A 14,178-nucleotide genomic window follows, 5' to 3' on the forward strand; every position below is an offset into this window, starting at 1 on the left:
CCTACTCCCCTCCTTTCGCGGACGTTGCGATGTCTTCGTTCATGGATTCCAGCTTGGCCAGCACCTCCACGGGCGTCGGGATGACGCCGCCGGTGCGGCCGTAGAACTCCACCGGACGGCGGCCGGCGAGCGCGAGGCGCACGTCGTCCACCATCTGGCCCATGTTCATCTCCACCGACAGGTACGCCTTCGCGGTGGGAACCGTGGCCTCGATGGCGTCCACGGGGAACGGCCACAGGGTGATGGGACGGATGAGGCCGGCCTTGATGCCCTGCTCGCGGGCCGCGACCACCGCGCTGCGCGCCACGCGGGCGCTCGCGCCGAACGCGACCACCACGATGTCGGCGTCGTCGGTCATGAACGACTCGGCGCGCTGCTCGTCGCGCTCGATGGCGGCGTAGCGCTCGTAGCGCTCCACGTTGAGGTCCTCGAGGGCCTCGGCCGTCAGGTACAGCGAGTTCACCACGTTGTGCGCGCGCTCGTGCTTGTGGCCGACGGTGGCCCAGGGCTTGTCGGGAAGCGCGTCGACGGGCTCGGGCATGACCACGGGCTCCATCATCTGGCCGAGCATGCCGTCGGCCAGGATCATGACGGGCGTGCGGTACCGGTCGGCCACGTCGAACGCGGAGAACACGTAGTCGGCCATCTCCTGCACGGTGGACGGCGCGTACACGACCACGCGGAAGTCGCCGTGGCCGAGCGCGCGGGTGGCCTGCCAGTAGTCGGCCTGGGACGGCTGGATGCCGCCGAGGCCCGGGCCGCCGCGCTGCACGTTGATGATGACGCCCGGCAGATCGGCGCCGGCCATGTAGGAGATGCCCTCGCCCTTCAGCGAGATGCCCGGCGACGAGGACGACGTCATGACGCGCGCGCCGGCGGCGGCGGCGCCGTACACCATGTTGATGGCCGCGATCTCGCTCTCGGCCTGCAGGAAGGTGCCTCCCACCTTCGGCATGCGCTTGGACATGTACGCCGCGAGCTCGGTCTGCGGCGTGATGGGGTACCCGAAGAAGAAGCGGCAGCCGGCGCGCAGGGCGCTCTCCGCCAGAGCCTCGTTACCCTTCATGAGCACTTTCTCTGCCATGGTCTACCTCTCTACCGTGATCGCAACGTCAGGGCACATCGTCGCGCAAGACATGCAGCCCGTGCACGCATCCATGTCGGTGCAGTACGCGGGGTGGTAGCCCTTCGCGGTGATCTTGTCGTGGTCGAGCGCCATGATCCGCTCGGGGCACGCGTCGACGCACAGGCCGCACCCCTTGCAGAAGGAGTCGTCTACGCTGATTCTCGCCATGATTCGCCTTCCTCGTCTCGTCTGAATGCATGAACGGCCGGACGGAATCCGTCCGGCACGCAGCTCTCTCGTCTATTCCCAGGGAGTTCGTACATATACTTGCACAGGATAGTACGTTTGCCGATCCCCATTCGGCGCGCGGTGGGTAGTTTCCCGGTCGGCGACCTGCCGAGCCAGCGCGGCGGGCACCGTCGTGCACGCCAGGGGCAGCCCGGCCGCCTGCGCGGCGGCGCGCGCGAAGGGCACGCCCTGCTCCACCACCGTCGCGTCGGTGTCGTGCTGGAGGTGCGTGTTGTTCACGACGCACGTGGCCCTCAGGTGCGATTTCCGCTCGATCTCGCGCAGCACCTCGACCGCCTCGGCCGGCTCCTGCGTGAGGTTGCGGCTGCGGTTCACCACGTACAGCAGGGCGTAGGGAGCCTGCTCCACCGTGCGCGCGAAGCGCCCGAGCGCCGTGGCGCCCACGTCGTCGCCGCCCGCGTCGATGACGACGAGCGGGCGCTCGTCGCCCGCGCGCCAGGCGCGCTGCGCGCCGTCGATGGCCGGCTCGATGGTGCCCGACAGGCTGGGCCCGTCGAGGTTCGTGCCCGCGAACACGGGCGCGACGAGACGGATGCCGCGCTCGTCGAGCAGCGCGCGGTAGTCGCTCGAGCGGAAGAAGGGGTTCACCACGTCGAGGTCGATCACCGTGACCGCGCGCCCCGCCTGGGCCGCGTCGAGCGCGATGTTGAGCGACAGGTTCGTCTTGCCCACCCCGTAGTGGCCGCACACCACAGCCACGGGCACGTCGAGGGCGAGCGGGCCGCGCGCGGAACGCTCCGGGTCGTCGGCCGCCATCACACGAGCCCTTCCGGCGCCGTGGCCGCCTCGTCCACCTCGCGGATGGCCGCGCGGCGGATCTTGCCGTTGACGGTCTTGGGCAGCGCCTCGACGTACTCCACGATGCGCGGGTACTTGTACGGCGCGGTCTTGTGCTTCACCCAGGTCTGCAGCTCGCGCGTGAGCTCGGAAGAGCCCGCGAAGCCGTCGGCCAGCACGATGGTGGCCTTCACGGCCTTGCCGCGCGTGGGGTCGGGCACGCCGGTGACGGCGCACTCGCGCACCGCCTCGTGCTCGAGCAGCACGCTCTCGATCTCGAAGGGGCCGATGCGGTAGCCGCTCGACTTGATGACGTCGTCGTTGCGGCCGACGTACCAGAAGTAGCCGTCCTCGTCGCACCAGGCCGTGTCGCCGGTGTGGTACCAGCCGTCGTGCATGGCGGCCGCGGTCTTCTCGGGGTCGCGGTAGTACTCCAGCATGATGCCGGCGGCCTTCTCGCGGATGTCGATGCACACCTCGCCCGTCTCGCCCGTGGTGCAGCGGGTGCCGTCGTCGCGCTGGATCTCCACGTTGTACAGCGGCACCGGCTTGCCCATGGAGCCGGGGCGCGGCACGGAGTTCGTGAGGTTCGCGATGGTGAGCGGCGTCTCGGTCTGCCCGAAGCCCTCGAAGATGGTGAGCCCCGTGTGCTCCTTCCAGAAGTCGAACAGGTCGGGGTTGAGCGCCTCGCCCGCCGTCGTGGAGTACACGAGCGTGCTCAGGTCGTAGGCGTCGATGTTCTCGGTCATCATCATGCGGTACATCGTGGGCGGGCAGCACAGCGTGGTGATGCCGTAGCGCCCGATGAGCGACAGGATGTCGGAGGGGTGGAAGCGGTCGTAGTCGTACGTGAACACGCACGCCTCCATGAGCCACTGGCCGTAGTACTTGCCCCACACGGCCTTGCCCCATCCCGTGTCGGCGATGGTGAAGTGCAGGCCGTCGGGCTCCACGTTGTGCCAGTGCTTCGCCGTCACGAGGTGCGCGATGGCGTACTCGGAATCGTGCAGCACCATCTTGGGATTGCCCGACGTGCCGGACGAGAAGTACATGAGCATGGGGTCGGCGGCAGCCGTCTCGCGGCGCACGAAGTCCTCGGAGGCGGCGCGCACGCCCGCATTGAAGTCGAGCCAGCCGTCCCGCTCGGCCGGAGCCGCGCACACGCCCTCCGGGCCGGACAGCGCGGGCCCGATGAGCTCGCCCTCGGGCAGCACGATGGCGCCGTGCTCGTCCTCGGGCGACAGCCCGCCGCCCGCGCCGTTCACGAGGATGCGGCATTCCAGCGTGGGGCACGCGCCGGCCACGTTGTCCACCACGTCGGCGATGTCGCCGAGCGACGTGGCGATGACGGCTTTGATGGAGGCGCCGTTCAGGCGGTACTCCAGGTCGTGCTCCTTGAGCATGAACGTGGCGGGCACCATGACGGCGCCCAGCTTGGCCAGCGCCGGGGCCACGAACCAGAACTGGTAGTGGCGGCGCAGGATGACCATGACCATGTCGCCGCGGCCGATGCCCTGCTCGGCCAGGAAGTTCGCCGTCTTGTCCGACCAGCGCTTCATGTCGGCGAATGTGAACACGTGCTCCTCGCCCTCGGGGTTGCACCACACCATGGCACGGCGGTCGGGGTCGTTCACGGCGATGTCGTCGACCACGTCGTAGCCGAAGTTGAAGTCGGCCGGGCAGTTCACCTCGAACGAGGTGAGCACGCCGTCCTCGTCGTAAGCTTCGTTCACGTAGCGGAGGTTGATGTTTCTCATGATGGTGTCTTTCTGCGGAAGTGATGCGGCGGGAGCTATCCGCCGCGAGACGGATGGGATCATCGGATGCGAGGCGCGTGCGCCCGGGGTTCCGCGCGGCGCGATGCCGCGCGCCCGGCCGGCTGCGCCTAGATAATCTCCGTCTCCGGCTTCATGACGACCGCGAGGAACGTGCACGGCTCGCCGCCGGTGGCGATCATGCCGTGGCCGCGGCTGGAATCGTACATGAGCAGGTCGCCCGCCTCGAGCTCCTCGATGTGGTCCTCGTAGGCGAAGCGCATGCGGCCCGAGATGATGAAGTCGAGCTCCTGGCCCTTGTGGTAGGACAGGTGGATGGGCTCGCCCTGCTCCTCCTCCAGGTACGGCGCCGTCACCAGGAAGGGCTCGGCCAGCTTGTTCTTGAAGTGCGGTGCCTTGTGCAGGTACTCGAAGCCCGCGCGGCGCTTGATGGACAGCCCCTCGGCGGCGCGCGTGAGCGAGTAGCCCGAAAGGTGCGGGTCCTCGCCGGTCAGAAGCTCGATGACGTCCACGCCCAAGCGCTGCGCGCACTTGTACAGGAACGTGAAGGACAAATCCTGCCGCCCCGATTCCTGCGCGGCGTACTCGGCCACCGAGCGGCCCGTCGCGTCGGCCATCTCCTGCATGGTGATGTCGAGGTCTTCGCGCAGCGCCCGAATGCGTCCAGCCACCTCTTCGATGTTCGGCTCCATGCTCGCTTGACCTCCTTCTTGTGTGTCGTCGGAATAAAAGTCTACCTATTGTATAGCAAACCGCTTCGGTTCATACGATGACGAAATCATTTGGAAACAAAAAAGCGGCCCGGTGGTACCGGGCCGCCTGCTGCGGGCGTCGGGTCGCGCAACGCCGGCGCGCACGGGCTCCCTACGCGGGGACGCCCTCGCCGAACAGCAGCTCGCGCTCCGGGCCCGTCAGCGCGGCGCGCGCCTGGTCGCGCAGGTTGTTCATGCCGCTGAGGAACTGGCGGTACATGACCACGGTCAGGTAGCGGCCGATGGGCGTGAGCGTCAGCTCGTCGGCGTTGTCCGTCGCGAACGCCCCGTTCAGGCGCATGAACGCCATCTCCATGGGAAGGCCGCGCTCGATGGTGCAGCCGAAATCGCGCGCGAAAGCGCGCTTGTCGAGGCGCAGCTTGTACAGGTCGAGCAGGAACCGGTAGCGCATGAGGTCGGTCTTGCTCATCACCGTCTTGCCCATGATGGACATGCGCCCGCTCTCGATGGCCGCGTTGTAGTCCTTGATGCTGAAGTTGTTGACGTACAGGCAGCCGTTCAGGTGCGTGATGGAGCCGCTGCCGATGGCCGGGTACTCGTCGTAGTTCACCTGGTACTCGTCGATCTGCGGCGCGTCGGCCGGCTTCTCGCCCTCGCCGTCGCGCGTGAACGTCCACAGCGTGGTGCGGTCGAACAGCGGGTCGTCGCCGCCGGCCAACACCCCGTCGATGATCTGGTAGTAGCGGTACTCGCGCTCGTAGTCCATCTTGCCCAGCACCGACACCATCTTGCGCGTGGTGGCCGACGACACGTACAGCGGCGAGAACGTGGTCTGGCGGCAGCCGGACAGCGCGATCTTCTCGAGGTCGGACAGCAGCACGTCCTCGGTCTGCGAGGGGAAGTTGAAGATCATGTCCACGTTGAGCGAGTCGAAGTACGGCTCGGCCTCGGCGATGCGCTCGAGGATCTCGTCACCGCTGCCGTACTTCTCGTAGCGGTCCATCTGCTTGAGCAGGTCGTCGTCGAAGCTCTGCACGCCCACGGACAGGCGCTGCACGCGGCCGTGCAGCTTGTCGAGCCAGGGCTGCGTCAGGTGGTTCGGGTTCGTCTCGGAAGCCACTTCCTTGATGTCGAAGTTGTCGCGGGCCATGTCGAGGGTCTCGCACAGCTCGTCGATCATGACGGTGGGCGTGCCGCCGCCCACGTAGATGCTCTCGAAGTCGTAGCCCAAATCCTTGAGCATCATCATTTCCTTGCGCATGTTCGCGAAGTAGGGCGCGGCCACCTCGGCGCGGAACGGGTAGCGGTTGAAGCTGCAGTAGGGGCAGAGGCGCTCGCAGAAGGGCACGTGCATGTACAGCATGTACTTCTGCCCGGGGTTCGCGGGCGGCATCATGGTCTCGTCGGTCGGCCGCAGGGTCAGCTCGCGTTTGGTCATGGTATGGATCAGGCGCGAAAGCATGCGCTCAGAAAGCATGGAGTCTCCTTTTCGTTTCGGTCTACAGGATGGGCGGCGCGCGTCAGGCGGTGCGAAGGAACCGGACGGCGAAGTGCGCGTCCGACGATCCGGGGTACAGGCGCGTGGCGACGCAGGAGCGGCCGTTGATGGGGGCGAGCTCGAAGCCCGCGCCGGCGGCGCTCTCGAGGAACGCCTTCACCACGCCGTTGTTCTCCTCGCGCGTCACCGTGCACGTGGCGTAGGCCAGCGTGCCCCCGACGGCCACGTGGGGGGCGGCGGACTGGAGCATGCCCAGCTGCACGCGCGCGAACTCCGCGATGTCGGCCGGCCTGATGCGCCAGCGGATCTCGGGGTGGCGGCGCAGCGTGCCCAGGCCGGAGCAGGGCGCGTCGATGAATATCTCGTCGAACAGCCGCTCCCCCACCACGGCGTCCAGTTCCAGCGCGTCGCCCGTGAGCGCCTCGGCCACCTGCGCGTTGTAGCGGTCGGCGCGCTCCTTGAGGAGCCGCGTCTTGAAGTCGTGGTTGTCGAGCGTCGTGAGCTCCAGCTGCGAGCCGTAGGCGCGTTCGGCGTCGCTTTGCAGCAGGATGGTCTTCGTGGCGCGCCCGGCGCCCACCTCCAAGAGCGATCCCGGCTTCCGCTCGGGCAGCACCGAGGCGGCCACGAGCTGCGAGGCGGCGTCCGACACGAGGATCTTGCCCTGTCCAAACAGGCGCTTCACCTCGGGCAGCAGCAGCGCGCGCGTGTCGAGCACGCGGTAGCAGCCGGGGACGCGCACGTTGTCGACGGCCACCGGGTCGAGCCCCTCGTCGAGCTTCTCGAACGCGGCCACGAGGGCCTCGTCGGTCGTCTTCGCGGCGTTGACGGCGATGAACAGCGGCGCCTGCTCGTTCGAGGCGCGCATGAAGTCGAGGGCCGCCTGCGGCCCCAGGTCGGCGATGAGCCTGCGCGTCAGCCACAGCGGGAACGCGTGCAGCCGCGCGAGCGCCTCGGGGTCGCGCATCGGGTCGCCGAAGGGGAACGCCGCGCGCAGGGCCACGATCTTGCGCAGCACCGCGTTCGCCAGGCCCGACGCGCTCACCGCGAACGAGCGCACGAGCTCGACGCCCTGGTCGACGGCCGCGTGCGGGGTCTTGCCCAGGAAGATGATCTCGTAGGTGCTCACGCGCAGGGCGTCGCGCACGTCGGGCTTGACGTCGTCGGGCGCGTTGAGCGCGCGGTCGATGACCTCGTCGAGCGTGCCGCTGGCGCTGACCACGCCGAGCGCCAGCTTCGTGGCGAAGGCGCGGTCCTCCGAGGAGAGGTCCGAGCGGTCGATGCGCGTGCCGATGACGTCCTGCGCGAACGCGTCGCGCTCGCGCACGGCGCGCACCACGTCGAGCGCGGCGAGGCGCGCGGGGCTCGCCTTGGAGCGCGGTTTCTTCGGCGGGTTCTTGGGTCCCGCGTAGCCTTTCGGCTCGCGCTTCTCAGGTGTATCAGGCATGCGTTTCCTCCCACGTCAGGCCGCCGTCTTTGATTCCCTGGACGCCCGCGGCGAACGAACGCGCGTCCATGGCCTGCTTGCCGTCCGGCTTGAGCGCGCCCACCTCGAGCGCACCGTCGGCCATGCCGAGGAACAGGCGCTTGCCGGCGAAGCGCACCGCCCCCGGGGCGAGCCCCGCCGCCAGCTCGCGGCCCACCGCGTCCTCGGGCGCGCGCGCCTCGAGCACGGTGACGCCGCGCCCGGCGACCGTCGCGCGCGAGGGGTGCGCCGAGCCCGACGCCTGCACCTTGCGCGCCGCCGCGGCGGCGTCGTCGGCGGGCGACAGGTCCAGCTCGCGCTTCTCGATCTTCGACGCGTAGGTCACGAGGGCCTCGTCCTGCTCCGTCCACTCGGCGGCGCCGCGCTCGACGTGCACGAGGGCGGTGAGCAGGGCGTGCGAGCCCAGGTCGGCCAGCTCGTCGGTGAGCTCGGCGGCGCTCTTGCCCCCGACGTCGGCCGTGCGGCACACGCAGTACGCGCCCGTGTCGAGGCCCTCCTCCATGCGCATGATGCACACGCCCGCCTCGGCGTCGCCCGCCAGGATGGCGCGCTCGATGGGAGCGGCGCCGCGCCAGCGCGGCAGCAGCGAGGCGTGCACGTTGAGGCAGCCGAAGCGCGGGATGTCGAGCACGGCCTTCGGCAGGATGGCGCCGTAGGCCGCCACGCAGACGACGTCGGGCTCGAAGGCGGCCAGCTCGCGCTGGGCCTCCTCGTCGCGCAGCGTGCGCGGCGTCAGCACGCGCAGGCCGTGGCGCTCGGCCACGGCCTTCACCGGCGAGGGCTCGAGGCGCTTGCCGCGGCCGCGCACCGCGTCGGGGCGCGTGTACACGGCTACCACGTCGTGCTGTTCCACCAGGTCGTCGAGGATGGTCGCCGCGAACTCCGGCGTTCCCATGAACACGACGCGCATATCAGCGCACCCGCGCTTCGAGCGAGGTCTCCCCCGGCTTCGCGCCGGAGGCCACCGCCACCTCGTAGTCGCGCAGCGCCTGGATGCGCACAAGCGGGTCGCAGCGCTCGAACATGGTGATGCCGTCGAGGTGGTCGAGCTCGTGCTGCAGGCAGCGGCCCAGAAGGTCGTCGCCCTCGATCTCCCACTCCTCGCCGTCGAGGTCGAAGTAGCGCACGCGCGCGAACGGCGGGCGCGCGATGGGCACCGAGATGCCGGGGCACGACAGGCACCCCTCGCCCGCCACGATGGGATCTCCCTGCGTGTCCACGAGCACGGGGTTCACGAGCACGATGGGGTTCTGCTCGCCCTCGTCCTGGTCGCAGTCGATCACCACGAGGCGCTTCGTCACGCCCAGCTGCGGCGCGGCGAGGCCGCAGCCGTCGTTCTTGTACATGGCCTTCGCCATCTGCTTGGCCAGCTTCTTCAGGCTCTTGTCGTCCAGATCGCACGGCTCGCACATCTGGTTCAGGATGGGGTTGGGGGACTGCACGATGGAAATCACGGTCAACACGTCCTTCTGCTTCTATGGGACGCGCCGCCCGAGTTCGGGGCGGCGCGGATTATCGTCGGATTCGTATTGTCCGGTTTCGGGCGCGCCTTGTCTAGCGATCTTCCGAAAGCTCCACAAAGCGCGAGGTGGGAAGCGCTATTCCCGCTTGTCCACGACGATCTCCTTGAGCGAGGCGGCGAGGCCCGCCATGCCCTGGATCTCGGAGGGGATGATGAGCTTCGTGGCCTGGCCGTCGGCCACCTTCTTGAGCGCCTCGAACGCCTGCAGCGTGAGCACGGCGCTGTCGGCGCCGGCCTCGCGCACCATGCGGATGCCGTCGGCCGTGGCCTGCTGCACGTTCAGGATGGCCGCCGCCTCGCCCTCGGCCTCGCGCATCTGTTTCTCCTTCTCGGCCTCGGCGGCGAGGATCACCTGCTGCTTCGCGGCCTCGGCAGACAGGATCTGCGCCTGCTTGTTGCCCTCGGCGATGGTGATGGCGGCCTGCTTCTCGCCCTCGGCCAGGAGCACGGCCTCGCGCTTCTCGCGCTCGGCCTTCATCTGCTTCTCCATGGCCTGCTGGATGGCGGCGGGCGGCGTGATGTTCTTCACCTCGACGCGGTTCACCTTGATGCCCCACGCGTCGGTGGCCTCGTCGAGGATGGCGCGCATCTTCGCATTGATGGTGTCGCGCGAGGTGAGCGTCGTGTCGAGGTCGAGGTCGCCGATGATGTTGCGCAGCGTGGTGGCCGACAGGTTCTCGATGGCGATGATGGGGTTCTCCACGCCGTAGCAGTACAGCTTCGGGTCCATGATCCTGAAGAACACCACCGTGTCGATGGACATGGTGACGTTGTCCTTCGTGATGACGGGCTGCGGCGGGAAGTCGAACACCTGCTCCTTGAGCGAGATGTAGGGGCGCACGCGGTCGATGAAGGGCACCTTGACGTGCAGGCCGTTGTTCCACGTGGCCAGATACGAGCCGAGGCGCTCGACGATGGCCGCCTCGGCCTGCGGGACGATCTTGATGCACGTGACCGAGAACAGCACCACGAGCACGACGATCACGATGATGGCGATCAGGAGCGGATCGAGGGTGAACATGTCAGGACACCTTCCTTTCGACGATGAGCTTCACGCTTTCCTGCCCCACGATGCGCACGACGGCGCCCTTGGGTATGAGCGAGCCGTCCGCGGAACGCGCGGCCCAGGTCATGCGGTTGTCCGTTTCCACGCGGCCGGTGAGGCCCTCGTTGTCGACGTCCTCCACCACGATGGCGGTCTGCCCGATATGGGTGGGCTCCTCCTGCTTTCCGCGGTCGCGGTACTTCACGAACACGGGGCGCAGGGCGACGAGGCACACGACGGAAACGATCAGGAACACGACGATCTGCACGAGCAGGTCGGCGCCGAGCAGGTTCGCGCCGAACGCCACGAGGGCGCCCACGACGAACCACATGGTGATGAGGCCGAACGACGCCACTTCGACGACTGCCATGACGGCGGCGACGGCCAACCAGATGAAGGGGCTCACGGGCTCCTCCTTTCTCCTGCATCGAGTATACCATTCCATGCGCGCCTGGCAGGCGAGGGGCGCGAACCCGATCAGGAAAGCGGCTTGTGTGCGGCGCGGCGGCGCTTGAGGTCCTGCTGCATGGCGGCCACCGTCTCGTACAGCATCTCCAGCTCGTCGGGATCGAGGCGCGAGGGGTCGGCGATCTGGGCGCGCAGGGCCCCCACCGCGTCCTCGGCGTCGCCGATGGCCAGCTCCTCCACGAGGAAGGCGGCCAGGTTCTCGGGCGTCGTCGTCTCGGACACGGTGCCCGACGTCAGCACGCTGGCCGCGGCCGGCAGCGCGCGCGACGCCTCGGTTACGAGGCGCGCCGAGGTGGCGCCGGGGTCCTCGGCCAGCGTGTCGAGCATGCTCTGCGCGATCACGGCGTGCGCCTGCTCGTGCCACTGCGTCTGCGCGAGCGCGTCGGCGTGCAGGAGCGCGAGGTCGGGGCGGCGCGCGGCCAACGTGAGCAGCTGACGCTCGAAGCGGCGGCGGTTGATCTCGGCGCGCGGCAGGCTGCGGCTCGGGCGCGGCGCGGCGGGCTCGGGCGCGCCGTCGGGCGCGTCCGGCCCGTCCTGCTCGCCCTCGGCCTTCGGGGCCTTCAGATGCTCCAGCTGGTCGATCACGTCCTGCTCGCGGGCGCGCACGCTCGTGGCGATCTGCACGGCGTAGTCGCGCGCGAGCATGGAGTCCTTGATGGGGGCCAGCACCTGCAGCGCGTCGGCCAGCGCCGCGGCGCGCCCTTCGGCGCGGCCGAGGTCGTGGCGGGCCAGGCGGCGCTCGATGCCGTACTTCAGCAGCGGCTGGGCGTGGGCGATGAGCTTCTGCAGCTCGTCGGCGCCGCGCTGCGCCACGAAGTCGGCCGGGTCGAGGTTGTCCGGCAGCGTGACGGCGGCCAGCTCGATGCGGCTCTTGCCCGCCTCGGGCGTCATGGAGTCGTCGATGAACGCGAGCGCGCGGTCGGCGGCGCGCTGCCCCGCCTCGTCGCCATCGAACAGGTACACGATGGCGTGCTGCGCGTGGCGCGACAGCAGGCGGATGTGGCGCATGGTGAGCGCGGTGCCCAGCGTGGCCACGGCGTTTTTCACGCCCGCCTCGTGCAGCGCGATGACGTCGGTGTAGCCCTCCACCACCACGGCCACGCCCGTCGACGCCATGGCGGCCTTCGCCTTGTCCATGCCGTACAGCACCTGCGACTTGTGGAACAGCGGCGTCTCCTGGGAGTTCAGGTACTTCGGCTCGCCCTTGCCCACCACGCGCCCGCCGAAGGCGATGCACTCGCCCTGCGGGTCGTTGATGGGGAACATGATGCGGTTGTAGAAGCGGTCGCGAAGCTTGCCGCCGTCGCCCGACAGCGCCACGTTGGCCTGCACCATCTCGTCGGGCTTGAATCCCTTCGCCGACAGGTGGCGCACGAGCTGACCGCGTCCCGGCGCGAAGCCGAGCTGCCACGTCTTCGGCACCTCGCCGCCCAGGCCGCGCGCGCCCAGGTAGCTGCGCGCCGCCGACGCGTCGGGGCCGGGGTTGCGCATGAGCTGGGAGTGGTAGAACTGCGCGGTCTCGTCGCAAACGGCCTTGAGGCGCGCCTTGCGGCTGCTGCCGATGCTCTTGCGGCCGCCGCTCTCGGCGATGTCGATGTGCGCGCGCTCGGCCAGCCGGCGCACGGCCTCGGGAAACGACAGGTCCTCGGTCTTCATGATGAAGCCGAACACGTCGCCGCCCTCGCCGCAGCCGAAGCAGTGCCACAGCTGCAGGGAAGGATCGATCTTGAACGACGGCGTCTTCTCGTTGTGCAAGGGGCAGCAGCACCAGAAATCGCGCCCGCGCTGCTTCACCGGCGTGCGCTCGCCGATGACCGCGACGAGATCGCTGGCCTCGCGTACCTTCTGAATGTCCTCTTCGCTGATGCCGCCCGCCACGGTGCGCCCCTACCTTCGCCTGTTCTGCTTTGCCAGCACGACGTTCACGAGGAACACGAAGGCGAGCGCCAGCGACGGGCCCAGCTCGGCCAGCCCGACGCCCTCCTCGCCCGCGTTCATGTACGTGAGCACGAGGCTGCCCGTCATGAGGACGAAGCTCAGCACGCCGATCGCCGCGAATATCCACTGCCTGTTTTGCATGCGCTCCCTTTCCGTGTTCGTCGCCGTCCAGTATAGCGCAAGCTCGCCTGCGCGGCAGCGCGGCGGGGGCGCGCGGGGTAATCAGCAGAACGCCAACCGAATCCTGACAAAACCGCAGCAGAATCGGCGGCGCCCGGGGCCGCTGCTATGCTGGATCGGCCGGCCGCTTCCGGTCGGCGCACCGCACGATCATCGACAAGAGAGGTTTGCCATGAACGACGACATCACGATTTTGGCGGACTTCGATTCTGCGCTCTACGAGCAGGTCGAGCCGCCCCTCGTATCGCTCTACCTGCCCACGCACGGGCGCGTCCCCGGCGACGACCAGGACCGCATCGAGTTCAAGAACCTGGTGGACCAGGCGCGGGGCAAGCTCGCCCAAGAGCGCGAGCGCCGCGAGTACAAGGGCGTCGACGAGCGCCTCGACCAGGTGGCCGCGCACCTCGACGACCTCGCGAGCCCCGCGCCCGGCGGCAGCCTCGCCGTGCTCGTGGGCAACGACCGCACCTACGTCTACCAGCTGAGCTACGAGGTGGGGCCGCTCGCGTTCGTGGGCGAGCGGTTCTACGTGCGCCCGCTGCTGAGGAACTTCCAGTTCGGATCGCACTACTTCCTGCTGGGGCTGTCGGCCGACCGCTTCGCGTTCGTCCACGGCGACTTCGGCTCGCTCGACCGCGTCGAGATGCCGCAGGAGGTGCTCGACGAGTTCAGCGAGGAGTTCCCCCTCGTCTACGACGGGCACGAAGGGGCGCTCGACTACGCGTCGCTCGAGAACCACCTGCCGCCCTACCACGGCTGGAAGTCGCGCAACGACGTGAAGAAGGAAGAGGCCGAGAAGTTCTTCCAGTACGTGAACCGGGCGGTGACCGACCACCTCGTGCAGGGCACCGAGCTGCCGGTCATCCTCGTGAGCCTGCCCGAGCACCAAACGATGTTCCGCCGCATCTCCACCGTCCCCCACCTGCTGAACGAGGGCATCGAGAAGGACATCGGCGGCATCGAGGCGCCCGAGCTGCTGGACAGCGCCAAGGCCGTCATCGAGCACGTGCGCGAGGCGCGCGCGGCCGAGCTGCTGGAGAAGCTCGGCGACGCCGAGGCCCACGGCGGCGGCTCGACCGACCTCGAGGCCATCGGGCTGGCGCTCGTCGAGCGCAAGGTGCGCGCGCTGTTCGTGGCCGAGGGCGCCTACATCCCCGGCGGTTTCAACGACGAGACGGGCGAGGTCTACCTGTTCGAGCGCGAGCCGCACGGCCGCTTCCAAGGACCCGAGCTGGCCGACGACTTCGCCCGCGCGGCGCTGGCCCAGGACGCCGAGGTGTTCGAGCTCGACCCCGCCCGGATCCCCGGCGACTCCGGCATGGCCGCGTTATATAGGTACTAGAAGGCGGCGGAGAGCGAGGGCGGCCGGCGGCCCGGCCTCCGCCACCTTCCGCCGCGGCGCGG

At 68.9% G+C, this 14,178-nt stretch carries 14 protein-coding genes; 1 reads left to right on the forward strand and 13 read right to left on the reverse strand.

The genetic code is table 11. From position 1 onward, the window contains the following. Position 1 precedes the first annotated feature (1 nt). The 13 genes from H8S61_RS02810 to H8S61_RS02870 form a co-directional block, all read right to left on the reverse strand. Positions 2 to 1,084: a 3-methyl-2-oxobutanoate dehydrogenase subunit VorB gene (locus H8S61_RS02810; protein WP_186937879.1), complete on the reverse strand. Its 1,083-nt coding sequence runs from the start codon at positions 1,082 to 1,084 to the stop codon at positions 2 to 4. A gap of 3 nt (positions 1,085 to 1,087) precedes the next feature. Then, entirely contained in the window at positions 1,088 to 1,294 is a 207-nt protein-coding gene (locus tag H8S61_RS02815; RefSeq protein ID WP_160942390.1) for a 4Fe-4S binding protein, read from the reverse strand. Positions 1,295 to 1,366: 72 nt separating this feature from the next. Beyond that, positions 1,367 to 2,131 (reverse strand): nucleotide-binding protein, encoded by a 765-nt coding sequence (locus H8S61_RS02820; protein WP_186937880.1) that lies wholly within the window; start codon positions 2,129 to 2,131, stop codon positions 1,367 to 1,369. Then, entirely contained in the window at positions 2,131 to 3,909 is a 1,779-nt protein-coding gene (locus H8S61_RS02825; RefSeq protein ID WP_186937881.1) for an AMP-binding protein, read from the reverse strand. The genes H8S61_RS02820 and H8S61_RS02825 overlap by 1 nt, the downstream gene beginning before the upstream one ends. Positions 3,910 to 4,037: 128 nt before the next feature. Continuing rightward, the gene (locus H8S61_RS02830) at positions 4,038 to 4,619 is read right to left on the reverse strand and encodes a helix-turn-helix domain-containing protein (protein ID WP_160942387.1); all 582 of its coding nucleotides are present in this window, start codon (positions 4,617 to 4,619) and stop codon (positions 4,038 to 4,040) included. Positions 4,620 to 4,791: 172 nt separating this feature from the next. Next, the gene (locus H8S61_RS02835; RefSeq protein ID WP_186937882.1) at positions 4,792 to 6,117 is read right to left on the reverse strand and encodes a coproporphyrinogen III oxidase family protein; all 1,326 of its coding nucleotides are present in this window, start codon (positions 6,115 to 6,117) and stop codon (positions 4,792 to 4,794) included. 43 nt (positions 6,118 to 6,160) lie between these two features. Then, on the reverse strand, positions 6,161 to 7,582 hold the full coding sequence (locus H8S61_RS02840) for a transcription antitermination factor NusB (protein WP_186937883.1): 1,422 nt from the start codon (positions 7,580 to 7,582) through the stop codon (positions 6,161 to 6,163). Further along, positions 7,575 to 8,531, reverse strand: coding sequence for a methionyl-tRNA formyltransferase (gene fmt / locus H8S61_RS02845; protein WP_186937884.1), 957 nt, complete (start codon positions 8,529 to 8,531; stop codon positions 7,575 to 7,577). The genes H8S61_RS02840 and fmt overlap by 8 nt, the downstream gene beginning before the upstream one ends. A gap of 1 nt (position 8,532) precedes the next feature. Beyond that, positions 8,533 to 9,084: a peptide deformylase gene (def, locus tag H8S61_RS02850; RefSeq protein ID WP_160942383.1), complete on the reverse strand. Its 552-nt coding sequence runs from the start codon at positions 9,082 to 9,084 to the stop codon at positions 8,533 to 8,535. 135 nt (positions 9,085 to 9,219) lie between these two features. Beyond that, positions 9,220 to 10,164, reverse strand: a complete 945-nt coding sequence (locus H8S61_RS02855; RefSeq protein ID WP_154332091.1) for an SPFH domain-containing protein — start codon at positions 10,162 to 10,164, stop codon at positions 9,220 to 9,222. 1 nt (position 10,165) lies between these two features. Continuing rightward, complete coding sequence (locus H8S61_RS02860; protein ID WP_160942382.1) at positions 10,166 to 10,594, reverse strand: NfeD family protein; 429 nt, start codon at positions 10,592 to 10,594, stop codon at positions 10,166 to 10,168. Positions 10,595 to 10,665: 71 nt separating this feature from the next. Beyond that, positions 10,666 to 12,534, reverse strand: a complete 1,869-nt coding sequence (gene dnaG, locus H8S61_RS02865; protein WP_186937885.1) for a DNA primase — start codon at positions 12,532 to 12,534, stop codon at positions 10,666 to 10,668. A gap of 9 nt (positions 12,535 to 12,543) precedes the next feature. After that, complete coding sequence (locus H8S61_RS02870; protein ID WP_160942380.1) at positions 12,544 to 12,735, reverse strand: hypothetical protein; 192 nt, start codon at positions 12,733 to 12,735, stop codon at positions 12,544 to 12,546. A gap of 211 nt (positions 12,736 to 12,946) precedes the next feature. Between H8S61_RS02870 and H8S61_RS02875 the strand changes: the two genes are divergently transcribed. Then, positions 12,947 to 14,116, forward strand: a complete 1,170-nt coding sequence (locus H8S61_RS02875; RefSeq protein WP_186937886.1) for a baeRF8 domain-containing protein — start codon at positions 12,947 to 12,949, stop codon at positions 14,114 to 14,116. Positions 14,117 to 14,178 lie beyond the last annotated feature (62 nt).

The sequence above is a fragment of the Eggerthella hominis genome (assembly GCF_014287365.1).
GTDB lineage: Bacteria > Actinomycetota > Coriobacteriia > Coriobacteriales > Eggerthellaceae > Eggerthella > Eggerthella guodeyinii.